This is a genomic window from Martelella sp. K41-7, assembly GCF_055808365.1.
Genome location: NZ_CM147867.1, coordinates 3,112,134 through 3,138,585 on the forward strand (window position 1 = coordinate 3,112,134; position 26,452 = coordinate 3,138,585).

21 protein-coding genes and 1 pseudogene are annotated in these 26,452 nt (G+C 58.3%); 8 read left to right on the forward strand and 14 right to left on the reverse strand.

The window, feature by feature from the left end; genetic code table 11:
• The 6 genes and pseudogenes from AC0L7L_RS14820 to AC0L7L_RS14845 all read right to left on the reverse strand — a co-directional run bounded on the left by AC0L7L_RS14820 (position 1) and on the right by AC0L7L_RS14845 (position 4,117).
• Positions 1 to 156 carry a DUF5993 family protein gene (locus AC0L7L_RS14820; RefSeq protein WP_473509782.1) on the reverse strand — a complete coding sequence of 52 codons (156 nt, stop codon included), beginning with the start codon at positions 154 to 156 and terminating at the stop codon, positions 1 to 3.
• An 81-nt stretch (positions 157 to 237) separates the two neighbouring features.
• Positions 238 to 1,659: an alanine/glycine:cation symporter family protein gene (locus AC0L7L_RS14825; protein WP_272212779.1), complete on the reverse strand. Its 1,422-nt coding sequence runs from the start codon at positions 1,657 to 1,659 to the stop codon at positions 238 to 240.
• Positions 1,660 to 1,915: 256 nt separating this feature from the next.
• Positions 1,916 to 2,939, reverse strand: a pseudogene (locus tag AC0L7L_RS14830) (LLM class flavin-dependent oxidoreductase).
• 226 nt (positions 2,940 to 3,165) lie between these two features.
• On the reverse strand, positions 3,166 to 3,381 hold the full coding sequence (locus AC0L7L_RS14835) for a hypothetical protein (RefSeq protein WP_473509784.1): 216 nt from the start codon (positions 3,379 to 3,381) through the stop codon (positions 3,166 to 3,168).
• 56 nt (positions 3,382 to 3,437) lie between these two features.
• A complete protein-coding gene (gene rpsU, locus AC0L7L_RS14840) occupies positions 3,438 to 3,665 on the reverse strand; it encodes a 30S ribosomal protein S21 (RefSeq protein ID WP_272212782.1) in 228 nt (75 codons plus the stop codon).
• Positions 3,666 to 3,907: 242 nt separating this feature from the next.
• A complete protein-coding gene (locus tag AC0L7L_RS14845) occupies positions 3,908 to 4,117 on the reverse strand; it encodes a cold-shock protein (RefSeq protein ID WP_272212783.1) in 210 nt (69 codons plus the stop codon).
• A 348-nt stretch (positions 4,118 to 4,465) separates the two neighbouring features.
• Between AC0L7L_RS14845 and AC0L7L_RS14850 the strand changes: the two genes are divergently transcribed.
• Positions 4,466 to 6,337 (forward strand): AsmA family protein, encoded by a 1,872-nt coding sequence (locus tag AC0L7L_RS14850; protein WP_473509786.1) that lies wholly within the window; start codon positions 4,466 to 4,468, stop codon positions 6,335 to 6,337.
• A 153-nt stretch (positions 6,338 to 6,490) separates the two neighbouring features.
• On the opposite strand, the gene AC0L7L_RS14855 is transcribed toward AC0L7L_RS14850, so the two are convergent.
• Positions 6,491 to 7,669 carry a BaiN/RdsA family NAD(P)/FAD-dependent oxidoreductase gene (locus tag AC0L7L_RS14855; RefSeq protein ID WP_473509788.1) on the reverse strand — a complete coding sequence of 393 codons (1,179 nt, stop codon included), beginning with the start codon at positions 7,667 to 7,669 and terminating at the stop codon, positions 6,491 to 6,493.
• Positions 7,670 to 7,793: 124 nt separating this feature from the next.
• Between AC0L7L_RS14855 and AC0L7L_RS14860 the strand changes: the two genes are divergently transcribed.
• The 6 genes from AC0L7L_RS14860 to AC0L7L_RS14885 all read left to right on the forward strand — a co-directional run bounded on the left by AC0L7L_RS14860 (position 7,794) and on the right by AC0L7L_RS14885 (position 15,925).
• Positions 7,794 to 9,248 (forward strand): glutamine synthetase family protein, encoded by a 1,455-nt coding sequence (locus AC0L7L_RS14860; RefSeq protein WP_473509790.1) that lies wholly within the window; start codon positions 7,794 to 7,796, stop codon positions 9,246 to 9,248.
• A gap of 45 nt (positions 9,249 to 9,293) precedes the next feature.
• A complete protein-coding gene (locus tag AC0L7L_RS14865) occupies positions 9,294 to 10,583 on the forward strand; it encodes an NAD(P)/FAD-dependent oxidoreductase (protein ID WP_473509793.1) in 1,290 nt (429 codons plus the stop codon).
• Between the two features lie 120 nt (positions 10,584 to 10,703).
• A complete protein-coding gene (gene zwf / locus AC0L7L_RS14870; RefSeq protein ID WP_272212788.1) occupies positions 10,704 to 12,176 on the forward strand; it encodes a glucose-6-phosphate dehydrogenase in 1,473 nt (490 codons plus the stop codon).
• A 27-nt stretch (positions 12,177 to 12,203) separates the two neighbouring features.
• On the forward strand, positions 12,204 to 12,902 hold the full coding sequence (pgl, locus tag AC0L7L_RS14875; RefSeq protein WP_473509795.1) for a 6-phosphogluconolactonase: 699 nt from the start codon (positions 12,204 to 12,206) through the stop codon (positions 12,900 to 12,902).
• A 49-nt stretch (positions 12,903 to 12,951) separates the two neighbouring features.
• Entirely contained in the window at positions 12,952 to 14,775 is a 1,824-nt protein-coding gene (gene edd, locus AC0L7L_RS14880; RefSeq protein ID WP_473509797.1) for a phosphogluconate dehydratase, read from the forward strand.
• Positions 14,776 to 15,238: 463 nt separating this feature from the next.
• Positions 15,239 to 15,925: an outer membrane protein gene (locus AC0L7L_RS14885; protein ID WP_473509799.1), complete on the forward strand. Its 687-nt coding sequence runs from the start codon at positions 15,239 to 15,241 to the stop codon at positions 15,923 to 15,925.
• A gap of 129 nt (positions 15,926 to 16,054) precedes the next feature.
• Here the strand turns inward: AC0L7L_RS14885 and AC0L7L_RS14890 are convergent, their stop codons facing one another.
• The 5 genes from AC0L7L_RS14890 to AC0L7L_RS14910 form a co-directional block, all read right to left on the reverse strand.
• The gene (locus tag AC0L7L_RS14890) at positions 16,055 to 17,152 is read right to left on the reverse strand and encodes an ABC transporter ATP-binding protein (RefSeq protein WP_272212791.1); all 1,098 of its coding nucleotides are present in this window, start codon (positions 17,150 to 17,152) and stop codon (positions 16,055 to 16,057) included.
• Between the two features lie 17 nt (positions 17,153 to 17,169).
• Complete coding sequence (gene bglA / locus AC0L7L_RS14895) at positions 17,170 to 18,831, reverse strand: beta-galactosidase BglA (protein WP_473509801.1); 1,662 nt, start codon at positions 18,829 to 18,831, stop codon at positions 17,170 to 17,172.
• Between the two features lie 49 nt (positions 18,832 to 18,880).
• Positions 18,881 to 20,023 (reverse strand): carbohydrate ABC transporter permease, encoded by a 1,143-nt coding sequence (locus AC0L7L_RS14900; RefSeq protein ID WP_473509803.1) that lies wholly within the window; start codon positions 20,021 to 20,023, stop codon positions 18,881 to 18,883.
• The gene (locus AC0L7L_RS14905) at positions 20,024 to 21,034 is read right to left on the reverse strand and encodes a carbohydrate ABC transporter permease (protein WP_473509805.1); all 1,011 of its coding nucleotides are present in this window, start codon (positions 21,032 to 21,034) and stop codon (positions 20,024 to 20,026) included. It lies immediately after the preceding gene.
• A gap of 239 nt (positions 21,035 to 21,273) precedes the next feature.
• Entirely contained in the window at positions 21,274 to 22,632 is a 1,359-nt protein-coding gene (locus tag AC0L7L_RS14910) for an ABC transporter substrate-binding protein (RefSeq protein WP_272212797.1), read from the reverse strand.
• Between the two features lie 394 nt (positions 22,633 to 23,026).
• Between AC0L7L_RS14910 and AC0L7L_RS14915 the strand changes: the two genes are divergently transcribed.
• Entirely contained in the window at positions 23,027 to 24,049 is a 1,023-nt protein-coding gene (locus AC0L7L_RS14915) for a LacI family DNA-binding transcriptional regulator (protein ID WP_272212798.1), read from the forward strand.
• Between the two features lie 141 nt (positions 24,050 to 24,190).
• Here the strand turns inward: AC0L7L_RS14915 and AC0L7L_RS14920 are convergent, their stop codons facing one another.
• The gene (locus AC0L7L_RS14920; protein WP_473509808.1) at positions 24,191 to 24,445 is read right to left on the reverse strand and encodes an ArsR/SmtB family transcription factor; all 255 of its coding nucleotides are present in this window, start codon (positions 24,443 to 24,445) and stop codon (positions 24,191 to 24,193) included.
• 61 nt (positions 24,446 to 24,506) lie between these two features.
• Positions 24,507 to 26,159, reverse strand: a complete 1,653-nt coding sequence (locus tag AC0L7L_RS14925; protein ID WP_272212800.1) for a peptidoglycan L,D-endopeptidase MepK — start codon at positions 26,157 to 26,159, stop codon at positions 24,507 to 24,509.
• Positions 26,160 to 26,452 lie beyond the last annotated feature (293 nt).

A 26,452-nucleotide genomic window follows, 5' to 3' on the forward strand; every position in this document is an offset into this window, starting at 1 on the left:
TCAAAGGTCGATATCGAGCACGTCTGTCGCGTGCAATCTGAACAAAACGAAAAGCATCAGAACGGCGAAAACGGTCAAAAGCACCGCAACGCTGCGCTGTCCGCGCCAAGCACTGAAAAGTGCTGCCGCACAAATGAAAAACGGCAGTGTCATCATGAGAGGTTTCCTTCGCACCATTTCAAAATGAACGCGGCGGCTTATCGCCGCCGCGTCCTCAAAATTGACGTTGCCCGCATGCTATTTTGCGTCGGGCCAGGCCGTTTCGTCGGTATCGAGATCGGGGAACTTCTTCGGATCGAAGATCGGTCGTTTGACCCCTGAGTTAAGCTGGGCCCGGAAATCGTTGATCAGCCTCAGCGCGATCGGGAACAGCATCATCATCGCCAGCAGGTTGACCACCGCCAGAATGCCCATCATCGGATCAGAGAAGCTGAACACCACCGTTGCCCCGGGCGCCACAGCACCAATGAACACAATCGCGACTATGGCGATGCGCAGGATATGCACCGCATTCGGCTTCTCCGTCATGAAGGCCAGCGCATTCTCACCGAGATAGTAGTTGTAGATGATCGATGAGAACGAGAACAGGAAGATTGCCGCTGTCAGGTAATACTGTGCCCAGTTGCCCATATGAGAGACCATGCTTTGCTGGGTGAGGATGACGCCGTCAACATCCGCCTGTCCCGGCTGATAGACATCGCCGAGCAAGATGACAAAGGCCGTGCATGAGCAGATGATCATCGTATCGATGAACACCGAGAAGCTCTGGGTAATGCCCTGGCTGACCGGATGGCGGACATAGGCCGTCGCGGCAACGTTGGGCGCAGAGCCAAGCCCGGCCTCATTGGAAAACAGGCCGCGCCGGAGGCCGTTGGCGACCGCAGCGCCGACCCCGCCGGCAACAGCTTCCCGAAAGCCCAGCGCATTGGCGACGATATCCCAGATCACGCCTGGCAGGGCTGTGATGTTCATCAGAATGATGACGAGCGCCATGGCGATATAGCCGAAGGCCATGATCGGGATGATGACATCGGAGACCTTGGCAATGCGATGAATACCGCCATAGACGATGAAACCTGTGGCCACGGCCAGAAGAATGCCGGTGGCATAGCGCGGAACACCGAGACTGTCGGCTGCCGCGCCAGCAACGGTATTGCCCTGAAAGGCGTTGAAGCCAATGGCGAAGGAGGCAATCAGGCAGATCGCATAAATGATTGCCAGCCAGCGATAATTCTCACCCAGGCCGTGAATGATGGCCCGTGCCGGCCCACCGCGATAGTCGCCTTCGGTGGTTGTGCGCTTGAAGACCTGCGCAAGCGTCGCCTCGACGAGTGCGGAACACATGCCGACAAGCGCGATAGCCCACATCCAGAAAACCGCACCCGGCCCACCCGCCGTGATCGCAACCGCCACACCGGCGATATTGCCGCCGCCGACACGTCCGCCGACGGAAACGAACAGCGCCTCGCGGGCACTGATCTTGCTCGGATCGCTATCCTCATCGCCCCACAGCACCCTGAACATGCGCTTGAAGAACCGGAACTGCACGAAACCGCTCGCGACGGTGAAAAACACACCGAGCACCACGAGGAAAGGCACGAGTGCCCATCCCCACGTCAAATCATTGATGTAGCCGAAAATTGTATCGAAAAACTGCAAATCATGACCCCTTATATTCCGAAATGCACGAAGTGACGCCCGTGCAAACCATGCACGATCCGGTCGTCCTCGAGCCCCCACCCGGAAACAGGCAAAAAATCCGTGACGTTTTGCCTTTATTTACAGAAGCCTAGATTCGAACAGAGATTTCGGCAAGCGATGAAATCCACATGGAAGGCATTTTCAACGCTGCAATAGAAAGGGCACACCGCTGGCGGTGCGCCTTTCACTGCTCAAAAAGCAAGACAAATCGGCATCAGCGCCAGCCCAGGCCCGGCGCGACATATTTCAGGATCGCCTCGATAACATGGGCATTGTAGGCCACGCCCAACTGGTTCGGCACAGTCAGCAGCAAGGTGTCTGCCTCCGCGATGGCTTCATCCCCCTTCAGCTGTTCGATCAACCGGTCGGGTTCTGCGGCATAAGAGCGGCCGAAGACAGCACGGGTTTTCTCGTCGAGATAACCAATCGAGATCCTGCTCATTGCCGCCCCGACCGAAATAGGCCCGATCCATGTCATTGACGAGCGCGAAAATCGAACGGCTGACCGAAACACGCGGTTCCCAATCATGCCCGGCCGCCTTCCAGGCAGCACGAAAGGCGCGAATCTGGTCGGCTTGCTGCCTGTGCAGCGGCTCTCCGGTTTCGTCGAATTTCAGCGTTGAACTCTGCAGGTTCATGCCAAGGCGTGCCGCCCATTCAGCCGTCGCATTGGTGGCTGATCCCCACCAGATACGCTGGCGCAGACCTTGCGAATGCGGCTCGATGCGCAAAAGACCGGGAGGATTGGGAAACATCGGACGCGGGTTGGGTTCGGCAAACCCCTTGCCCTCAAGCCTGTCGAGAAAGGTTTCGGTGTGGCGGCGGGCCATGACAGCATCATCTTCGCCTTCGCCCGGAAGGTGGCCGAAATGGCGCCAGCCGTCGATCACCTGTTCGGGCGAACCGCGCGAAATGCCGAGCTGCAGACGCCCGCCGGCAATCAGGTCGGCCGCGCCTGCGTCCTCGACCATGTAGGCCGGATTTTCATAGCGCATATCGATCACGCCCGTGCCGATCTCGATCCCGCTTGTCTTTGCACCGATGGCGGCGAGAAGCGGAAACGGCGAGGCCAGCTGACGCGCGAAATGATGAACGCGAAAATAAGCGCCGTCGGCGCCGAGCTCTTCTGCGGCGACAGCAAGATCGATTGACTGGAGAAGCGCATCGCCCGCCGAACGGGTGCCCGACTGCGACGAGGGCGTCCAATGGCCGAAGGACAGAAATCCGATATTCTTCATGATGGCATACCTTTTCAAAAGGGCGAACGAGGCACCCGATATCACTGTTCGCACCCCGATCTGCCGGGATGGCTGTTGAAACGGTATGTGCCCCCGTCAGGGCTTCACTTCAATTCCCGGACCGATGAACACTGTGTCTTCGTCCGGCCAATCGGGACCAAAGGCCCAAACGCAAAACGGCCCGCAAAACTGCGGGCCGAAAGGCATTGCCAAAACGTGTTCCGCCTCAGGCGGTGGTACGCTTTGCTCGTTTCTTTTTTGGTGCCGGCGCGGGCTCTACCGCTTCGCGCTCAAGCCTCATACGACGCAGCCGCTCGGTCTTGCTCTGCAGCTGCGTATTCTCTTCCGCGATGATCGCTTTCGCCGTACGGTCGGTCATCGACGCCTTGTCGGTTGCCGACATTCGTCCGGGCTTGAAGAATTCATCTTTGGTAGCGGTCATGCACGGTCTCCCTGAAGTGGAGGAATGGTTGGCCGGCACTCCGGCCGATCGGCCGTTTACCGCTTCTTGCGCGCGGCGGGGAGAAGCCCTTCGCGCTGCATCTGCTTGCGCTTCAGCTTGCGCAGACGACGCACAGCTTCACCCGCTTCACGGTTCCGCTTTTCCGAAGGCTTCTCGTAAGAACGACGCGCACGCATCTCGCGAAAGATACCTTCGCGCTGCATTTTCTTTTTCAGAACGCGAAGCGCCTGATCGACATTGTTATCTCTTACCAGTACCTGCAAGAAAACCTCCTTGTTCCTGTTTCTGTTTCTCCGCATCCACCACCGCGCAGGCTCAGTAACGAGCGCGCGGGGCGAAGCGAAAACAAAAAGGCCGGGAATAACCCGACCTCCTCTGCGTCACTGCCAGTACATCCGTGGTCAGCAACAGCGATGACAATTACGTCGGGCTTGAAATCAGGGGGATCCCCACATTGCACAATCCAGCTGCCAGTACATCCGTGGTCAACCGGGAAAGCAATAAATCAAGCCGCCTGAAGGTTGTCGGCCGCACTCTTTCCAGAGCGGTTATCGCGAACGATTTCGTACTGCAATTTCTGACCGTCATTAAGCGACTGCATTCCAGCGCGCTCTACGGCAGAGATGTGTACAAAGACGTCCGTGCTACCATCATCAGGCTGGATAAAACCGAAGCCCTTGGTGGCGTTAAACCATTTAACGGTGCCAGTATTCATAACGATTTCCTTTCAATCGTAGTGTGTTCCGCAATACCTAGCGGAATAAGATCGATTTTGAGAGGAAATCAGACGGAGCCAAACGGCCCTCGGACAACGTCGCTAGCAATGGTCGATGACGGTGATATAGGCCCTTGCCCTGCAGATTGCAATGGTTGATCCGGAAATAAGGTCGAGCGCATATATTGTTCACTTGCAGATAACCGGAACTGCTTGCAGCTTCAAGAAACGCACGGCAGCGTCAAAGACGCGTCCTTCCACCTTTGAAGCGGTCTTGAAACCGGCCCTGTGGCCGCAGGCATAGCGTGCCGTCCCGGGCATCAAAATAACCTGCGTGATTGTGTCGACGTGCGTTTTCCGCTATCGCCGCACAATGATGTCAGCAACGCAGTATCCGGCCAGATGATCAAATTCCTGACAGGTAAGAACACCGCAACCACACGAAGGCAGAAACCTTTGCGCCGCGCGCTGGCCGGCATTCTTCTGCTGGGCATTGCCGCATACTATCTCGTTCCGATGATCATCGCGCCAAATACGATGGCGAAAAACCTGACAGACGGCCTGACCGAATGGCTCGGTGCACCGGCCAGCATTGCAGGTACTTCGGACATCTCCTTTTGGCCACGACCGCGGATAACGGCGACGTCGGTTGCAGTTTCCAGGCCCGACGGGACAGGGCCGCTGATATACGGAAACGGCGCCACCCTCTCGGCCCGCTTCGGTCTGTTCGGCGCTCTTTCCGGGGACCCGGCCTTTTCCGACTTCACCCTCGATAACGCCATCATCATCCTGGAGAAACCGGAAGCCTCCCTGGGCGCTCCTGCCAACAACCTCGGCGAAACAATCGATAGCATCCTCAACGAACACGACACGAGTATGCACGCCGAAGGGCTCGATTCCCTTGAACTGACCAACAGCACACTCGGCTTTACCCTTGATGGGCAGACGTCAATCGTGAACGATGTGAATGCGACCCTGGAGTGGCCTGTTTTAACCGGCACGGCGCGTTTTTCGGGATCAGCAGTGATTGCCGATCGGCCGACCCGGGTCACGCTGACAGCGCAAAATGCAGCGGCCATGATTGCCGGCCGAGCCTCAGCGATCAACCTGACCATCGCCAATGACACGGCCAATATCCGTTTTGATGGCATGGCCTCTAGCAACCGCCCCTATCTGCTCGACGGTACATTTTCGCTTTCAACCACACAATTGCAGCAGCTAATGACAGGACTGGGCGTCGAATCGACCCTGCTGAAGAACGTTGAGACCGCATCTCTCAAGGGCAAAGTCTCGCAAAGTGCCGGCTCGCTCAGATTCTCGCCCGTCGACATTACGATTGACACAGCGCGTGGCAACGGCGTCCTGGACATGACCCCTCCCTCTGCAGATGGTCCGGCCGAAGTTTCCGCAACAATGGCCTTCAAGGAGGTCTCGCTGTTTGACGCCCAATCATCCCTGCCGGCGTGGATCAACGCGTTCGCGCCCGCTGCTGCGAATGGCTCGGAAAACGAATTGCCGCTGGCACGACTGGATCTGCGCGTTTCGGCAGGGTCGGTCAGATTGTCCGACGTCACCCTTCGCGACGTGGCGGCCAGCATCATTCGCAGCCGCGAGCAGACTAGTTTCGACATTGCCGACAGCCGGCTCGATCAGGGATCCTTATATGCCCATGTCGCCGTGCGCGACAACGGCACCGCCAGTGTCCGCATGAATGCGGAGAATGTGCGCTCCGATCCGCTGTTTAAACAGCTCGGCTTCAGCGTGCCGCTTGAAAGCGATCAGTTTGATCTGGAGATGTCCTACGAGGCCCCCTCACCGCTCAGTGATCGCAGACAGGAAAAACTGACCGGCCAATTCCGGTTCGCCGGGCGCGAGGGCAGCCTGTCATGGCTCGATCTGGGAGGCATTCTGCAATCTGCCAGAAGCAGTGACAATTTCGCATTTTCGCCCTTGAGACGCGAACCTTTCAAGTTTGTCTCGGTTGCAGGCCGGGGATCCCTCTCGGGGACCACGGTCCATCTCGAATCGATGGAAATGGAGACCGCACAAGGGAAGGTCCGCCTCGCGGGCGACGTCGATATCGACACCGGCCAGATTGATGCCCTGCTGACAACATGGGGCGAGGATGCAGACGCGTTGCCGATTTCCCTGCGGATCAGCGGCAACGCGATTGCGGCACTGGCCCGTCGGGTCGACACGCCGTCGGAATTGCTTGAATGAGGCCAGACCCTTCCACGGGGTAGAAGGTTTAGGTCTTGGCCGCATTCCGGACGTCATCAATACTGGACCTGCAACGGCGTAAGCACGGTACCCGACCATCGTTGCTGAAGATTGAGCAGTCACATGAAGGCGGCATCATAGACGATATCGAAGTCAGACAGCCTCGCCCGCCGCAACGCCGGATGCCCAGGCCCATTGGAAATTATACCCTCCCAACCAACCGGTCACATCCACGCACTCACCGATGAAATACAGCCCCGGCACCGCGCTGGCTTCCATCGTTCGCGATGAAAGGGCCAGCGTGTCGATGCCGCCAAGCGTTACCTCCGCAGTCCGGTAGCCTTCCGTGCCGGCAGGTTTGAAACGCCAGTCCTGGATCGACGACGCCAGACGCTGAAGCACCTTGTCGGACAGGTCGGCGAGATGGCCGTCCACCGCGGCACGATCGGCGAAATAGTGAGCAAGCCGCTTTGGCAGGTGGTCAGTAAGCGCATTTGCGGCAGCTTGCCGGCCCTTGTCCCTCTTAGCCGTCGTCAGCGCGTCCGAAAGCATGATATCCGGCCGGATCCTGACCGTCACTTCGTCACCGGGCGACCAGTAAGAAGAAACCTGCAGAACAGCGGGCCCTGACAGGCCGCGGTGGGTAAAGAGCATTGCCTCGCGGAAACGACCCGCACCGCAGGCAATTTCCACCGGAACGCCGATACCGGCAAGCGGTTCAAGATCGGCCTGCAAACCAGGATCAAGCGTAAACGGCACAAGCCCGGGTCGTGGTTCGACGACAGAAATTCCGAAGCGGGCGGCCACATCATAGGCGAATCCGGTCGCACCCATCTTCGGAATGGACTTGCCGCCTGTCGCGACCACCAGAGAACGGGCGGTGACTGGCCTGCCGCCCAGCGAAAGCCGATACCGGCCTCCGTCATGCTGGATATCGGACACTGCGGTTTCGAGCCAGATTTCGACGCCACCGACCCGGCACTCATCAAGCAACATGGCGATGATTTCCTTCGCCGACCCGTCACAGAACAGCTGCCCCAGCGTCTTCTCGTGCCAGGCAATGCCATACCGATCGACAAGCGCGACAAAATCAGCCGATGTGTAGCGGGCCAAGGCCGATTTGGCGAAATGCGGATTCTCACTCAGGAACTGTTGCGGGCCCGCGCCGATATTGGTGAAATTGCAGCGCCCACCGCCTGAGATGCGGATTTTTTCCGCAGGTTTTCTGGCATGGTCGATGACAAGCACCTTGCGGCCGCGCTGACCAGCGCGTGCCGCGCACATCAGGCCAGCGGCCCCGGCACCAAGGATGACTACATCAAATTCGCGCATGGTTTTCTGCCTGCTTAAAGTCGGTCTTGTTCGCAATGGCGCACAGAAAGTCAACAAGCCCCCCTCGCCAAGACGCGCGCCGTCGTTATGATACACGCAGCGCAATGACAAAACGGCCAGAGAAATGCCAGTAAAAAAATCGACTATAAAAACCGCGAGCAGAACGCCCACAAGCAAGGCCAAGCGGGTCAAAAAGTCCGCCGTCGTTCCGCCGACATCGGAACGCGGTGTCGAAGACTGGAAGGCCGCCGCTCGCTGGCTAAAGCTGCGCGGCATCGAGGACATTGAATGCATTACACCGGATCTTGCCGGTGTGCCGCGCGGCAAGATGATGCCGTCGTCGAAATTCACCTCCAACACCTCACTCGCGCTGCCGTCCGCACTTTACCGCCATACCATCTCAGGCGGGTATCCGGATGAGAGCGGCAGTTTTCGCTACGAGCCGCGTGACAATGATCTCAAACTGGTACCGGACCTTTCGACACTGACCGCCGTGCCGTGGGAATCCGATCCCACAGCGCAGGTCATCTGCGATGTCGTCGGGGCCGACGGTCAGGAAGTCCCCTATACGCCGCGCAACGTGCTCAAACGTGTGATTGAGCTTTATGAAAAGCGCGGCTGGCGGCCCGTGGTGGCGCCGGAAATCGAGTTCTACCTTGTCGCCAAGAATGACGATCCCGACTTGCCGCTGGTCCCGCCGGTCGGCCGGTCCGGCCGTCCTATCGTCGCCGGCCAGGCCTATTCGATCGCCGGCATCAACGAATTCGACGAACTGATCGACGACATCTATCATTTCAGCGAGGCACAAGGCCTCGAAATCGATACGCTGATCCATGAGGAAGGGCCGGCCCAACTTGAGATCAACCTCAGGCATGGCGACCCGCTGGAACTTGCCGATCAGGTGTTTTATTTCAAGCGCACAATCCGCGAGGCAGCCACCAAGCATGGCACCTTCGCCACCTTCATGGCCAAGCCGATGCAGGGCCAGCCGGGTTCGGCCATGCACATCCATCAGTCCGTTATCGATATCGAGACGGGCCGGAATATTTTCTCGCTTGAAAACGGCGATCCGTCGCCGGAGTTTTTCCATTTCATCGGCGGCATGCAGAAATATGTGCCGGCAACGCTGGTGATGATGGCGCCCTACGTCAATTCCTACCGCCGCCTCGCGCCGGACATGGCATGCCCGGTGAACACCGCCTGGGGCTATGACAACCGCACCACAGCGTTTCGCATTCCTGTCTCGGATCCGGTGGCCCGGCGCGTCGAAAACCGTCTGCCGAGCTCGGACGCCAATCCTTATCTCGCTCTGGCGGCGTCGCTTGCCTGCGGGTATCTTGGCATCGAAAATCTCGTGGACCCCTCGGCCCCGACAGCCGACACAGCCAATGAAGGCGCTGTCGATCTTCCGCGCGGCCTGCTCGAGGCACTGGCACTGATGGAGGCCGAACAGGCGCTCGGGCCCGTGCTGTCGCGGGAGTTCATCGATCTTTATGCTGGCATCAAGCGAGGCGAATTCGAGACATTCATGGAGGTGATCAGCCCGTGGGAGCGGGAATTCCTGCTTCTACATGTATGATAGAGATATTCTTATCGTCCCGAACTGAATAGAGAGACCAGCAAAATGGTTTGGCAAAGCCCGATCGCACCGGGGATTTCATGGTATCAGGCGACATTGCCGGAACGCCCGACCTACCCGGCGCTTGACGGATCGACGACAGCTGATGTTGCGGTCATTGGCGGCGGGTTCACCGGGTTGCAGGCCGCCTGTCAGCTGGCGGAGGACGGCGTCGATGTCGTGCTCATCGATACGGCCCGTTTTGGTGACGGCGCTTCGGGGCGCAATGGCGGACAGCTCGGAACCGGCCAGCACTGGTGGCCGGAAGAGATGGAAACCAAGCTCGGCGAGCAACGCTCTCAGGCCTTCTTCCGCGTCGCCGAAGACGCCAAATCACATCTGCTGGATTTTGCCCGTGGTCACAAAATCAATATCGATTTCAAGCCCGGCCAACTGAGCGTCGCTCACAAAAGAGGTATGGAATACAGCTTTCGCCGCCATGTCGACGCTCTGGCTGAACACTATAACTATCCGCACCTGTCGTTTATGAGCAAAAGCGAGACAGCTGAACGGCTTGGCTCGGATCGCTTTTTCTGCGGCACGCGCGATATCGGAACGGGTCACATTCATCCGCTGAAACTTCTGATCGGCACCGCCAAGGCCGCCGCGGCAGCAGGTGCGCGTCTTTATGAAATGACCAAGGCCGAGAACATCGACCGTGTCGACGGCAAGAATGTGATCGAGACCAGCCGCGGCACGATCACAGCCGAACGTGTGCTGATTGCCTGCAACGGCTACATCGACGATCATCTGGAGCCAAAGGCAGCTTCGAAGATCATGCCGATCCGTTCGTTCATCGCCGCGACCGTGCCGGTTCCCAAGGACAGCAAAATCCTGCCAGGCGGCGAAGCCGTCGACGACAGCCGTTTCGTAGTGCGTTATTTCCGAAAGGCACCGACGGGTGAAATGCTGTTTGGCGGCCGCGAGGTCTATTCCGCTGACAGCCCAAAAGACATCAGCAAGCATCTGCGCCGGCAGATCGCCGAGGTCTACCCGCAGCTTTCCGACATCGAGATCACCCATGCCTGGGGCGGTTCGGTTGGTATCACCATGCCACGACGGCCGCTGGTCGAAGAAACCATGCCGGGTGTCACCACAATCGGCGGATTTTCCGGTCATGGCGTCATGCTGTCAAACTATTGCGGTAAACTCTATGCCGATGAGATTGCTGGACGCTCGCAGGATCTGGAACTTTACCGGGATTTGGATATACCGTCGTTTCCAGGCGGTGGACCGCTGCGCAAGCCTCTGCTGTTTCTTGCCCTGAGTTGGTATGCACTGCGTGATCGTTTCTAGTCTGCAATGGCCGCGGCCGCAGCGAAAAAGAGAATCTCCGATTTTTCGGAATGGGACTGGCATTTTTAAATCGATTTGATAAGACTACACCAACCCTGTTGACGATTGAGAGGACTGACCATGAGCAGTCAAATGATCCCCGTTGAACCCTTTGACTATGTCGTCTTCGGTGCCACCGGCGACCTGACGGAGCGCAAGCTTCTGCCCGCGCTCTATCACAGGCAGATTGCCGGTCAGTTCACCGAACCGACACGCATCATCGGCGCTTCCCGCTCGGAACTCACCTCCGATGAGTTTCGCGAACGCGCGAAACAGGCGCTGAAGGAACATCTCAAGCGCGGTGAATATGACGACACTCAGGTCAACAAGTTCCTCGCCCGCATCGAATACGTGCCCGTTGACGCCACCTCCAACAAGGGTTGGGATGCACTTAAGAAAATGCTGGAAGATGGCAAGGACCGCGTCCGTGCCTTCTACATGGCTGTTGCACCCAGTATTTTCGGTCCGATCTGCGATGGCATTCGGGACCACAAGCTGATCACCAAGCAGACCCGCATCGTTGTTGAAAAGCCGCTTGGCCGCGACCTCGACAGCGCGCTGGAGCTCAACAACACGATCGGCAAGGTGTTCAAGGAAGAACAGGTCTTCCGGATCGACCACTATCTCGGCAAGGAAACCGTGCAGAACCTGATGGCGCTGCGCTTTGCCAATGTGCTCTACGAGCCGCTGTGGAATGCCAACCATATCGATCATGTCCAGATTACCGTTTCCGAGGAAGTGGGTCTAGAGGGGCGTGCAGGCTATTACGACAAGTCAGGCGCGCTGCGCGATATGGTACAGAACCACATCCTCAACGTGCTCTGCATGGTGGCGATGGAAACGCCGCATTCGATGGAAGCCGAAGCCGTCCGCGACGAAAAGCTCAAGGTTTTGCGCTCGCTGAAGCCGATCACGGACGAGAATGCAGGGCACCTGACCGTGCGCGGCCAGTACCGCGCCGGCGCCTCCAAGGGTGGCCCGGTCAAGGGCTATCTGGAAGAACTGGAAGCCGAATCCAACACCGAGACCTTCGTCGCCATCAAGGCCGAGATCGACAACTGGCGCTGGGCAGGCGTGCCGTTTTACCTGCGCACCGGCAAACGTCTTGCGAGCCGGCTTTCGGAAATCGTCATCACCTTCAAGCAGATCCCGCACTCGATCTTCGGACCGAACGCCGGCCGGATCGCGTCCAACCAACTGGTGCTGCGTCTTCAGCCCGATGAGGGTGTCAAGCAGTGGCTGATGATTAAGGACCCCGGTCCGGGCGGCATGCGCCTTCGTCAGGTCGCGCTCGACATGAGTTTCGCCCAAGCCTTCGACGTGCGCAATCCGGATGCCTATGAGCGTCTTCTGCTCGACGTCATTCGCGCCAACCAGACGCTGTTCATGCGTCGCGACGAAGTTGAAGTGGCTTGGAAATGGGTCGATCCTATCCTGAAGGCGTGGGAAGAAACCAACCAGCCGGTTCAGGGATATACCGCCGGCACCTGGGGCCCGAGCAAGTCGATTGCGCTGATTGAGCGTGACGGCAGGACCTGGCACGAACCTCTCTGAGGCCAATACAAACCAGCCGGAAGAACCATGACCAAAAAATTGCAGAAATTTGAAAATGGTGATGCGCTGGCATCGGCGCTGGCCGCTGACGTCGCCGAAAGGCTTGCAGCGGCCATCGCTGACAACGGAACGGCCTCCATCGCCGTTTCCGGAGGCTCGACCCCGAAAGCCTTTTTCCGCGCGCTTTCCACTACGCCGATCGACTGGGAGAAGGTCACGGTGACGCTTGTCGACGAGCGGTTCGTTCCGGAGGACAATCCGCGCTCGAACCACCGCCTGGTCAAGGAAAACCTTCTGCTGGGCCCCGCGGCTGAAGCGCGCTTCATTCCACTTTACCAGAATGTCGAAAATGTCGAGGAGGCGGCCGAGATCGTCACCAACAAGGTGTTGGCCACAAGCCTGCCCTTCGATGTTGTCGTTCTTGGCATGGGAACCGACGGGCACACCGCATCGTTCTTCCCGGGAGGCGACACGCTTGCAAAAGCGCTCGATAGCAAGACGCCGGTCGGTGTGATGGCCATGCATGCTGAAGGCGCGGGGGAAGCGCGTCTCACCTTCACCTTCTCCAGCCTTGAAAATGCCGGCCTTCTGATCCTGCATATCGAAGGCCAGGAAAAAATGGATGTTCTGAATAAGGCCCTCGATGGCAACGACGAGGCGGAAATGCCCATCCGTGCTGTTCTCTCGCGGGCCACTACCCCCGTGGATATATACTGGGCGCCCTGACAGTTCTGCCGGGCGCCTTCCGCGTTTCTATTGAAAACAGGAAAAGCCCATGACCGCCGATCCCCGCATTGCAGAGATCACCGCCCGCATTGTCGAGCGGTCCAAACCCACGCGCGATATCTATCTCGATCGCGTCAACCAAGCCATTTCGAAGGGCGTTCACCGTTCGGTTCTTTCCTGCGGCAACCTTGCCCATGGCTTCGCCGTCTGTTCCCCCGCAGAAAAAGATGCACTGTCGGGTAACAGCGTGCCGAATCTCGGCATCATCACCGCCTATAACGACATGCTCTCGGCGCATCAGCCGTTTGAAACCTACCCGAAAATGATCCGCGAAGCCGCGCATGCTGCGGGCGGTGTTGCCCAGGTTGCCGGTGGCGTGCCGGCGATGTGTGACGGCGTAACACAGGGCCAGCCGGGCATGGAGCTTTCGCTTTTCTCCCGCGACCTGATTGCGATGTCGGCTGCCGTCGGCCTTTCGCACAACATGTTCGATGCCGCCGTCTATCTCGGCGTCTGCGACAAGATCGTACCCGGCCTCGCCATGGCGGCGCTGACCTTCGGCCACCTGCCAACGATCTTCATTCCTGCAGGCCCGATGACCACCGGACAGGGCAATGACGAGAAATCGCAGATCCGCCAACTCTATGCAGAAGGCAAGGTCGGCCGCAAGGAACTGCTGGAATCGGAATCGAAATCCTATCACGGCCCCGGCACCTGCACGTTCTACGGCACGGCGAACTCCAACCAGATGCTGATGGAAATGATGGGCCTGCACATGCCCGGCTCCTCTTTCATCAATCCAAACACCCCGCTGCGCGATGCCCTGACCAAGGAAGCGGTCAAACGCGCCTTTGCGATCACCGTCAACGGTAACGAGTTTACACCGGTCGGCCAGATGATCGACGAACGCTCGATCGTCAACGGCGTGGTTGGCCTTCATGCCACGGGCGGCTCCACCAACCACACCATGCACCTGATCGCGATGGCGCGGGCGGGCGGTATTCAGCTCACCTGGCAGGATATTTCGGACCTGTCCGACATCGTGCCGCTTCTGGCGCGGGTCTATCCCAATGGGCTTGCCGATGTGAACCATTTCCATGCTGCCGGCGGCATGGGCTATCTGATTCGCCAACTGCTGAAATCCGGTTTCCTGCATGACGATGTCCGCACCGTTTTCGGCGAAGGCATGGAAGCCTATGCCATTGACATCAAGCTTGGCGAGAACGGCACAGTGAAGCGCGAGACAATCGGAGACGGCCCGAGCGCCGACCCGAAGGTTCTCACCACCCACGACAAACCGTTCCAGCCCAATGGCGGACTGAAGATGCTGACCGGCAATGTCGGCAAGGCTGTCATCAAGATTTCCGCCGTCAAGCCGGAACGCCGCGTCATCGAGGCGCCGGCCGTGGTTTTCCACGACCAGCAGGGCCTGCAGAACGCCTTCAAGGCCGGCGAACTCAACCGCGATTTCATCGCCGTGGTGCGCTTCCAGGGGCCAAAGTCGAACGGCATGCCCGAACTTCACCGGTTGACGCCGCCGCTCGGCGTGCTGCAGGACCGGGGCTACAAAGTGGCGCTTGTCACCGATGGCCGCATGTCCGGCGCATCCGGCAAGGTGCCCGCGGCCATTCACGTGACCCCCGAGGCAAAGGATGGCGGCCCGATCTCCAAAATCCGCGACGGCGACATACTGCGTCTCGATGCTGAAAATGGCACACTGGAAGCGCTCGTTCCGGCTGAAGAGTTTGACGCCCGCGATGCAGCGACCGCCGATCTTTCCGGCAATGAGTATGGCATGGGCCGTGAATTGTTCGCACCCTTTCGCCAACAGGTCGGCACTGCCGATGAGGGCGCAAGCGTCTTCTTCAACTGAAACCACTCTCGCCGGCGCACATAGACTGCGCCGGCCGCTCCGGCTGCGTTTCGACCTCGCCTTACCGAGATTACAGCACTCAAAACGCGCCCGGCACCATCGCGTTTGCTTTTCACACTGCATGAGCAGAACGAGTCGGACGCAGCAGTTGGCCCTCTCCATTTTGAAGCCTGTTTTGGTCCGCAGCCCACGGCGCTCGCGGGATCGTTAACACACTGACTCAATCCGTGATTGTCTGCCGCATTGCGTACGCTTTCCCGCCACTAAATCACCACAAGCCACCATTAATCGGGAGCCACGGGAAACAGTTTCCCGGCCCTTTTCGTTTGAAGGGATATGAAGACAATCGGACAGCCCGAAAGTGTCGCATTCCGGCAACACAAATTACCGGATTGACACTTGAATGGGATTTTTAATTGAACGATTGATCATTGCCACCATTTCCCTTTCATCGAAAGACAAGATGGAGACTCTTATGAAGAAATTTCTGCTCGCTTCCGCCGCGATTGTCGCAATGGCTGCATCCGCACAAGCTGCCGATGTCGTTGCCACGCCGGCACCGGCAGAGCCCTATATCGCCCCGCAGGTTATCCCGCAGACATTCAACTGGTCGGGTTTCTACCTCGGTGGCACTGCCGGTTACGACTGGGCGACCGCCAATATGCACTATAATGGCGCCAGGATCGGCAGTGATGACTTTGACGGTGCCAAGCTTGGCGGTTTCGCCGGTTACAACTACCAGTTCGACAACAACATCGTACTCGGTGTTGAAGGTGAGCTCGACTACAACTGGAATGAGCAGTCCTACAATGTCGGCCTGCCCTACAGCGTAGATGCCGGTTCCGACTGGGAAGGCTCGATCCGCGGTCGTGTCGGTTATGCGTTCGACAACGCTCTGCTTTACGCGACCGGTGGTTGGGCAATTGCCAATGGCTATGTCGACGGCAATGGCCTCAATCAGGATCAGGCATTCAACGGCTGGACCGTTGGCGCCGGTCTTGACTACGCCCTGACCCAAAACGTATTTGCTGGTCTTGAATACCGCTACACCGACTTCGGCAAGAAGGACTTCAACGGTGCACTGACAGGCTTTGAAGCCAAGGACTACACGTCCAACCGCGTCATGGCCCGCGTCGGTTACAAGTTCTGATGAACTGGCAGGGCGTCTAGCGCCCTGCACACTTTCACGGCGCAACCCTCCGCGCGCGTGCCGGGAAAGAAAAGCCCCGCTGGTGTGACCGGCGGGGTTTTTTATTCGATACGGATGGCTATTACGCCGTCAGCGATAGAGGTAGCTGCGGCCCTTCTCGTCGAAGAGATGGCGCTTTTCGGGGTCGGCCACAAAGCGCATCGTGTCTCCAGGTTTTCCTTCATGGATACCGGGAAGCTTGACGATAATCGGCTCCTCATCGACCAGTTCACCCTCGATATAGATGAGCGTGACTTCGCCGAGTGCCTCGATGATCGAAATCTTACCTTCGAAGATAAAATCCTCGCCTTCCGCCGCTTCACGCACGTCTTCCGGACGCACGCCGAAGCTTGCAGCCTTGCCCATATCCTCTTCCGGCGTCGTGACCGGCAGTTCGAGGCGTGTGCCATCCCGAAGCTCAACCTCGGTGATCTCGCCCGTTCGGGTGATCTTGGACGGCATGATGTTCATGGCAGGAGAGCCAATGAACTGCGCTACGAACAGATTTGCCGGACGCTCGTAGAGCTCAAGCGGCGCACCGACCTGCTCGATATAGCCGCCGGACAGCACCACGATCCGGTCGGCCAGCGTCATCGCTTCCACCTGATCGTGAGTCACGTAGACCATCGTGGTCTCGGCCATCTTGTCGTTAAGCTTGGCGATCTCGATACGGGTCGCCACGCGCAGCGCAGCATCAAGGTTCGACAGCGGCTCATCGAACAGGAACACCTTGGGATCGCGGCAGATGGCGCGACCGATGGCGACGCGCTGACGCTGGCCACCGGACAGCGCCTTCGGCAGTCGATCGAGATAGGCCGTGATCTGCAGCATGTCAGCAGCGGCACGGACGCGCCGGTCGATCTCTTCCTTGCTCTCCTTGGCAATGCGCATGCCAAACGCCATGTTGTCATAGACCGACATATGCGGGTAGAGCGCGTAGGTCTGGAACACCATGGCGATGCCGCGCTTGGAGGGCGGGATCTCGTTGACCACCTGGCCGTCGATGGTGATGTCACCGCCGGAGATTTCCTCCAACCCGGCAATCATACGCAGCAGCGTCGACTTGCCACAGCCTGACGGGCCGACAAAGACGACGAACTCGCCGGGCTCGATTTCAAGGTCAATGCCGTGAAGAACCTCGACATTCCCGTAGGATTTCTTGACCTTCTTGAGGGATACACCAGTCATTTTTCGCCCCTTTTCCCTTATTCCCCTTGGCGGGCGAAATAGCCGCCCCAGGCAGGAAGTTGTACCATAGTCCCGTCCTCCTCATGGGAGAAACCGTGATCGCCGGTTGAAAACGCAACCCATACGCCTTGCGGTAAACGGACCGTTGCCGGCTCTGCCTGCATGTTGAACACACACAGGATGGTTTCGTCCGAAAGGTCGCGGGTAAAGACCAGCACCGTCTCGTCTTCCGATGACAGGAATTCGATTGCACCCTTGGCAAGAGCCAGGTGAACCCTGCGGAAAGCGAGAAAGCGCCGGTAGTGCTCAAGCACGGAAGCCGCCTGACCAGTCTGCACGTCGACCGCCTTCATCACATGATCGGAGGAGACCGGAAGCCAGGTCTTGTCCGCCGTCGAGAAGCCGCCATTGACCGCGCCTGCCTGCCACACCATCGGTGTGCGGCAACCATCACGACCCTTGAACTCCGGCCAGAACTCGATGCCGTAGGGATCCTGCAGATCCTCAAAGGCGATATCCGCCTCGGTCAGGCCCAGTTCCTCGCCCTCGTAAAGGCAGATCGAGCCCTTGAGCGTCATCAACAGGGCGCCGAGCATCTTTGCATAGGCCGTCTGGTCGGCCACATCCGCGCCCCAGCGGCTGAGGTGGCGAACGACGTCATGGTTGGAAAACGCCCAGCAGGCCCAGCCTTCCGGCGCGGCGGCATCAAAGGCGTTGATCGAATCGATCACCCGCTTCGGCGTCACCTGCTGCGGCGCAAGGAATTCGAAGGCGTAGCACATCTGCATCTTGTCATCGCCGGAGGTATATTCACCGACGATCTCAAGCCCGCGCTGGCTGTCGCCAACCTCGCCGACGGCGGCGATCGCCGGATATTCCTCCATCACAGCGCGAAGCCGTTTCAGGAATTCCAGATTTTCAGGCCGGCTCTTGTCATAGAGATGTTCCTGATAGTTGTACGGATTGACCGCGGGTGCGGTGCTGTCATTGCGCAGTTCCGGCGCCAGCGCCGGGTTGTCGCGCAATTCCTTGTCGCAGAAATAGAAGTTGATGGTGTCGAGACGGAAACCGTCAACACCACGCTCCAGCCAGAACCGTGCTGCATCCAGAAGCGCGTCCTGAACGTCGGGATTGTGGAAGTTGAGATCGGGCTGCGAGACCAGGAAATTGTGCATGTAATACTGCAGCCGGCGCGAATCCCACTGCCATGCCGAGCCGCCGAAGATCGACAGCCAGTTGTTGGGCGGCGAGCCATCCGGTTTCGCTTCCGCCCAGACATACCAGTCGGCCTTTGGGTTGTCGCGGTTAGCCCGGCTCTCCATGAACCAGGGATGCTGGTCCGAGGTATGGGAAAGCACGAGGTCGATCATGATCTTGAGGCCGAGGCTGTGGGCCTTTTCGATCATCGTATCGAAATCCGCAAGCGTGCCGAACATCGGATCGATGTCCTTGTAGTTCGACACGTCATAGCCGAAATCTTTCATCGGCGATGTGAAGAACGGCGAGATCCAGATGGCATCGGCGCCGAGCTCTGCAATATAGTCAAGCCGGTCGGCAATGCCCCTGATATCGCCGATGCCATCGCCATCGGAATCCTGGAACGAGCGCGGATAGATCTGATAGATGACGGCGCCGCGCCACCAGTCCTTGTCCGCCTGATTGAGATTGCTATCGGTCATTGTTTTTCTTTTCTGTTTCTGATGTCACGGCTTTCGGTCAAGGGCGGCATCAGCCGCCCTTGACCGAACCGGCCAGAAGGCCGCGCACGAGATAGCGCTGCAGGGCGAAGAACACGACCAGAGGCACAATGATCGATACAAACGCCGAGGCTGTCAGGATCTCCCAATTGCCGCCACGCGAGCCGAGAAGTTCCCGCAACCGTGCCGTCAGAACGATCGTCTGCTCGGAATTGCCCAGGAACACGGTGGCCACCAGCAGGTCGTTCCAGGTCCACAGGAACTGGAAGATCGCGAAAGAGGCGAGCGCCGGATAGGACAGCGGCAGAATGATCTTGTTGAAGATGGTGAAGTCGTTGGCCCCGTCGACACGCGCCGATTCCATCAGCTCGCGCGGCAGGCCCGCGATGTAGTTGCGCAACAGATAGATCGCCAGCGGCAAACCGAAGCCCATATGCGCCAGCCATATCCCGACATAGGTCTTGGCCGGAACATCGAAGGTCTGGCCGATAAAATTGTACATCTTCAGAAGCGGGATGAGCGACATCTGCAACGGCACGACAAGAAGACCGACAACGATGGCCAGGAGCAGATTGCGGAACGGAAACTTCATCCATGAGAGCGCATAGGCCGCATAGGCCGCCACCAGCACCGGAATGATGGTTGAGGGAATGGCAACCGTCAGCGAGTTCAGAAAGGACTGGCCTATGCCTTCCGCCGTCAGAACGTTGCGGTAGTTCTCAAGCGTGAAACGCGGGGGAATTTCGGCGGTGACGAAGATACGTTCACCGCGCCTGCCGAAGGGTTCCGGCGAGGTCAGGCGATAGTCCCCGCTTTCCTCGACAGTAAGCTGCATCCCGTCATCGAGATCGACGGTTTGTCCGATTTCGAACTCTTCGGGCCGCAGCGATGATATGCCGAAGCGCGACACCTCTCCTGCACTGCCTTCCAACGCATTGCCGGTATTGATGTAGAGGTCGCCCTCCTGGGTCTGCCCCGCTTCACCCGGTGTACGATAGATGACGTTCTGCGTGGAGGTCGAAAGCGACGTCCACCAGCCCGAGGCGACGATCTGGTTCTTGTCACGCAAGGAGGTCACCAGAAGACCAAAGGTCGGGATGGTCCACAGGACAACCAGGAACAGTACGGTGATGTGCGAGAACCAGACAAGCGGTGATTTTTTATGCGAGTGCATTTACCGGCCCTCCATCTCTTTGCGCGTGTTGCGGATATTCCAGACCATGATCGGGATCACCAGAACCATGATGACGATGGCGATCGACGCGCCACGGCCGAAATCACCGCCGCCACGGAACATCCAGTCGAACATGAGGTTGGCGAGCACTTGCGTATTCCATTGCCCGTTGGTCATCGTCAGAACGATGTCGAAGATCTTCAGGACAATGATGGTGATCGTGGTCCAGACGACCGCGATGGTGTTGTAGATCTGCGGGATCATGATCTTGAAGAAGATCTGCCCCCCGTTGGCACCATCGATGACGGCGGCCTCGATGGTCTCTTCGGGAATGCCACGCAGTGCCGCCGACAGCAACACCATGGCAAACCCGGTCTGGATCCAAAGCAAGATCACCATCAGGAAGAAGTTGTTCCAGAACGGCATGGCGATCCAGACATGGGGCTCGCCACCCATCGAAACGACAATGGCGTTCAGGATACCGATCTGCTCACTGCCTTCGCCGCGGTAGTCATAGACGAATTTCCAGATTACCGAGGCACCGACAAAGGAAATTGCCATCGGCATGAAGATCATCATCTTGGCAAAGGAGCCCCACCAGATGCGGTCAGTCAGCCAGGCGATGATCAGGCCGAAGAAGGTCGACAATGCCGGCACGAAAACCAGCCAGAGCATGTTGTTGAAAATCGACTGACGGAACTCGGAATCACCCAGCATCCACTGGTAATTCGAAAGCCCGACAAATGTGTCACCGTAAGGACCGTGCAGCGAATACCAGACCGAAGCGACCACCGGATAGACGAGGTAGACGCCCAGAGTCAGCAGTGCAGGACCGAGAAACAGCCAGGGCCGGATCATGCCTGAGGTGCGCAGATTGCGCGCGCCATCAGCCGGGTCCTTGGTCTGCGAGGGGAAAATCAGGTCGAGTATCTTGTTGGAGCCATAGAAATAGGCCACCGCGACGAAAACGCCGACGGCCACCGCCAACAAAGCTTTGAATATCTGTTCCACGCCGCGTAACTCCCTAGAACGGATATGAAACTGAGTTCGCCGGACCGTTCTGTTCTTATCTTCTCAGCTTTTCGACGCTCGCCTTAAACGAGCCGAACCCAGCCGCAAGACACCCATGACCTGGCCATGTGGCACCTTCGGAACAGCGCGCTACCACGCCATCTCATTTTCGATGAGTAGCGCACCGGGCCTTTGACAGCCCGGTGCATTATGACAAAACGCAAATGATTTGACGACCGTTACTTGATCGAGTCCCAGGAGTTCTGGATTTTGGTGGCCGCATCTTCGGCAGACTCGCCACCGACATAGTCGATCATGCCGGTCCAGAATGCGCCCGCGCCGATCTTGCCAGGCATCAGGTCGGAACCATCGAAGCGGAACGTCGTTGCTTCGGTCAGAATTTCACCTTCGCCACGAAGCGTGTCGTTGGCGTAAGCTTCCGGATTGACATCCTTGAAGGGCGTCAGGAAGCCCGACTGAGCCATCCAGATTTCATGTGCGATCGGTGTTTCCAGGAATTCGATGAAGGCCTGGGCGGCAGGGCTGTCCTGTGTGATACCGAACAGCGTGCCAGCGCCGAGAACCGGCTTGCCGAGATCTTCGCCCTCATAGGCCGGGAAGTAGAAGAAGTCGGCATCAAGACCGAGTTCCGTGCCTTCCGGGAAGAACGAGGGGATGAACGACGCCATGTGGTGCATGTAGCACTTCGGCGGACTGTCGAAGAGACCCTTGGGGCTGTCACGGAAGTCGGTGGACGCAACCGCAGCAGCGCCGCCGTCAACGAAGGCATCGTTCTTGGCGAACCAGCCGAATTCGTCAATGGCGTTGACAACGCGCGGATCGTTGAACGGGATCTCGTTCGATACCCACTGGTCGTAGACTTCCGGCGGCTGCGTGCGCAGCATCATGTCCTCGACCCAGTCGGTAGCCGGCCAGCCGGTTGCACCACCGGAACCGAGACCGATGCACCATGGCGTACCGCCATCGGCGACGATCTGCTCGGTCAGCGCCTTCAGCTCTTCCATGCTTTCAGGCACATCGTAACCGGCATCGTCGAAATTGTCCGGAACATACCAGACCAGCGACTTGACGTCGGCCTTGTAGGGAAAGACGTAGAGGCTCGACGTACCATCGGGACCTTCATAGGTCGAAAGATCAACCCAAGACTGCCCAGCAGCGTATTTTTCCGAGAGGAATTCGCCGGTCTCTGCGGACAGCTTCGTCAGCAAGCCTCTGGCGGCGAGGTCAGCGGCAAGGCCGGGCTGCGGGAACACAGCAATGTTGGGCGGACTGCCAGCCTGGGTGTCGATGACGATCTGCTGCTCAAAGGAGTCGGAACCGGCATACTGTACATCAACACCGGTGGCTTCCTCGAAATAGGCGAGAACGCTTTCGATCAGATCCTTGTCGGGACCGAGCCACGGGCCAAAGATCGTCAGCGCCTGACCGCTGAGGTCGCTGTGGGCTTCGGAAAACTGGTTGTAGCTATCCCAGTTGAAGCGGGATTCTTCGCCAGGGGCGAACTTCAGATCGGCAGCCTGAGCCGAGCCGGCGAACAGGGCGAGCGAGGCTACGCCTGTCAACAGAACTTTATGCATGTGATTTACCTCCCATCACATTCAACCCATTTAAGGATCACGGTTGTCAGTCAGCACTTCATCCAAAGCGCTTTGACATCTCCAGAGAATTCTCTGGCGACGGGTCTGAGTCAACCCCTTTCCGCAAAACACGACCAAATTCTGCCGTTTTTTCGTATTTAGACGTTGTTTTTCTTCAAACTGAAATAAAAGGGGCTTCCCACAGCCCATCAAGGCTTGATAAAAAAGCCAAACCGCTTTGGATGCGTCCTGAGAACTAAAACTTGCGCATTTCTCGGTTAATCGGATGCGCATGGAACGAATTCCGTTTGAATGTTCCTTGAAGACGAACGATTCGGAGCGCAATAGGTTTCACAGTTTTTCAATTGTGTGCCGCCTCCTGGGAGGAATGGGAGTGAACCTGAAACAATTGTCGGCACGGCTCGGCCTTTCGCCGACGACCGTCAGCCGGGCTCTGAACGGATATCCCGAGGTTAATGCCGCGACCCGTGAACGTGTGCTGAAAGCAGCGCGGGAAACCGGCTACCGGCCCAATCGCACGGCACAGCGCCTCGCCACCGGGAAGGCCGGATCCATCGGCCTGTTGATGCCAATCGGCGACCAGGTGATTTCCGACCTCCATTTCGGTGAATTTCTGAGCGGACTTGGCGAAAAGGCCCAGGCCGAGGATTTTCACCTCGTTGTCATGCCGGCCGACCCTGCCGACGAGGTCTCCGCGCTTCGAAGCCTGGCAACAAGCGGCTATGTCGACGGGCTCTGCCTTGCCTATATCCGCGAGAACGACAGCCGCATCGATCTGATGGAGTCCTTCGGCCTGCCGTTTATCGTCCACGGGCGGTTTTTCGATTCACCGCATCCCTACCCCTCTCTTGACGTCGACAATGAAGCAGCCTTTTTCGATGCCACACAGCTACTCCTTCAGCTCGGGCACCGGCGCATCGGCCTCGTCAACGGGGATGAAAAGTTCGGCTTCGCGATCAGGCGGCGTGACGGCGTCGTCAAGGCGCTTGCACAGAGCGGCCTCAGCCTTGACGAACGCTTTCATGTCTCGGCCCAGATGACCGAAGCCGATGGGCAAAGGGCGGCAGAGCGTTTTCTCGCCGGGGATCAAGCACCGACGGCGATTCTGTGTTCCAGCATGGTGCAGGCGCTTGGCATCGTGCGCGCTGTCACCCAATCCGGCAGGCAGCTCGGCAAGGATATCTCACTGATCTCTTATGATGATGTGCTACCGCTGCTGCGGCCTGAACTCTTCTCGGTTCCGCTAACGACCACGCGCTCGTCTCTGCGCACGGCCGGCAAGCGTATCGCCGAACGGTTGATCCACCGCATCAACGGCCTGGAAACTGACGAAGCGCAGGAGCTTTGGCGCCCCGAACTTGTGGTTCGCGCCTCGACTGGCCGCGCGCCGGAATAAACCACCCGTTCTGGTCAGAAGAAAAGCCGCTCGTATTGACGGCATTGCGCCCTCAAGCGGAGTAAGCGGCCTTCATCAACCCGAAATAAACCGTGAATGGCGCGAGCAGAAACAAGGTCGCGCGCGAATCAGTGCGTGCGGTCAGAATTGCCTGATCCAGCTGCTCAACGCAGCAAAACCTTCAGGGTTAATAGCATAAAACCGCTTGGTGCCGACCGGCGTAACCCGGACCAGATTACTGTCAAGCAAGGCCTTGAGGTGCTGCGACACCGCCGGCCTTGTGATGGGCAGCCCCTCGGAAAGCTCAGTCACAGTTTTAGGTTCACGCCGCAACGCCATCAGAAGATAGCGACGATTGGGGTCAGCAATGGCAACAAAAGGATCAAACATGGTCATGACTTGCATGTTACGTCAAAGTCATCGACGCCACAAGTACTCACAAAGTTTATAAACGACCCTAAAATCTATCCTGATCGAAATACTCAACAATAGAGCGTTGATCCGAACGGCTTCCCGAAGAACTGGCCAGACTGACCGCTCCGCCCCTCAGCTCAAAACGATCACTTGAACCGGAATTATCGCTGGCCGGCACAGCGGCGTTTGCCGAGACCGGGATCGTGCCTGGACGTGCGCCCTTTACCGGCGCTTCGGGCGCGGCGGCATTGATACGGGCCGCAGTCGGGCGGAAGAGCGTGCGGAAATCATCCTGTGGACTATAGCTCACCTCTGTCGTCTCACCCATCGCCGAAAGCTTCTGCGCCAATTGACTGTGGGCCACTTTGCGCGGGTCTCTCTGCGGTTCGGGAGCGCTGGTCGCAGACAAGCTTGCGGTCTGCAATCGATCAGGTGAAATCGCCTCCCCATCGGCTTCGGAATAGGCAAGCCGGGGGCTGGGCACGGGAACATTGCCTTCGATGAAGCCGAAACGCCCGGTTTCGAATGCATCCTCGCCATTCCCGAGTGAGGCGACTTCGACCGATGCCGCCTGAACCGGATCTGCAGCTTCGGCAATCAGGACATCAGATACCGATACGCCCTGTTCATCGTCCAGTGCGACCGGGCGCGACTGCGGTACCGGGATATTTGCGGCAATCGCAAGCGCGGGTTCGCTCTCAGGTGGGTTCGGGTCGACCAGCGCGGTCGCGAGCGGTGTGCCGAGATCAGCATCGCCCTCTCCGGGACGGCTGAGCGGTACAGGAATATCGAGATTGTCGAAACTAACCGCCGCCGTCAGTATATCGACGGGTCTCTGGGCCGGTGCCGCCTGACGCTGAGAGGGCGCACTGGCCCGCTGCTGCGGTTGCGAGCGGCTCTCTGTGCTACTGTTGTCGCCCGACTTGCCATTGCGGCCGAACAGCATCGAAAGCAGGTTGGGACGCTCATCCTCGTCACCGTCATCCGCGCTGGCGACACGCACCGGTTCGGAACCGGAGACACTGCCCTTTGCCTTGTATTCTGCAAGCGCATCCTGATAGCCCGGCAATGGCTTGCCGTCGGACGGAAGATGCAGCGTATGACCTTCCGGGAAAAGCGACACAAGCTGGGTTCGGCTCATGCGTGGCCAAGCGCGAACGCTCGCCACATCGAGATGCACGAAGGGCGATCCCGACCGCGGATAATAGCCGACACCGCCGCGCTGCATCTTCATCGCCGTCGCGCGCAGCTTGGCGAGCGGCACGCCGGGAATGTAGAAATCCATGGCATTGCCGAGCATGTGCTGGGACTTCTTGGCAACACCGGAGGAGGTCTTGCGCAGCATGGCGTTGGTCTCGGGCGAACGATAGGCGGAAACGACGTTAATATAGTCGGTCGCGCCGACCTGCTGATAGACCTCCCAGACGAGATCGAACAGGCGCGGGTTCATCGTGGTGGGCTCCTTGCGCCGCCAGTCGCGCAAGAACCAGTTGAGTTGCTCGAGCCCCTTCTTGTCATAACGCCCATTGCGCTTGAAGGTGATCTCGGCTTTCTCGCCAGTATGAATGTAATAGATTTTCAGAGTCCGGATTTCAGCGCGAGCCTCAGTAAGACCAAACACGCAGAACATTGCCGCAAGCAAAGTCAGAACGGCAATTGTCCGTTGCACGAACATGCTTGATGGACGGTCACTCAAACCGGACTCTCCCTGGATACTCTGAATGTCTTACTCGGGACCCCGTTCTGTCCGCATCTTCTGCGCGTGCCAGACAGCGACCTTCTTTTGAAGGTTCAATGCGGCGCAAACGAGGCAATTCTCCCGTCCGACTTTCAGCTTGCCACTTTATAGGCAACATTTCGTTAAATTCCTAGTCCATCAATATCCGTTTAGCCTTTCTCAAGCGTTAAGTCTTTGCCGCAAATCAACCGGCAGACCGCCTCCGTCGACCGAAGATCCCACCGATATTTTATCGGCCAATGATTGCAGGC